At 56.8% G+C, this 229-nt stretch carries 1 protein-coding gene; it reads left to right on the top strand.

The window, feature by feature from the left end; genetic code table 11:
- On the top strand, positions 1–229 hold a 229-nt coding region (locus tag AWU74_RS08825; RefSeq protein WP_238580298.1), incomplete at both ends, for a transposase.

Here is a 229-nt window from a genome sequence, read left to right as displayed (position 1 = left end):
CGCGGGGGAGTGGCGAAAGATAACCGCCTGTTTATCAACGCGGTAGCGTGGCAGACGCGCACGGGCGCTCCGTGGAGGGACATACCGCCGGAATTCGGGAATTGGAACAGCATACACAAGCGGTTTTGCCGCTGGCGGGACAAGGGAATATGGAGAATACTGGCGGACGCCGCAATAGGCGAGCCTGCCGGAGATATCTTTATGATAGATTCGACATATATCAAGGCAC

The sequence above is a fragment of the Treponema endosymbiont of Eucomonympha sp. genome (assembly GCF_001028545.1).
Note: the sequence above shows the minus strand (reverse complement) of the source record. Positions and strands in the feature narration are given on the sequence as shown.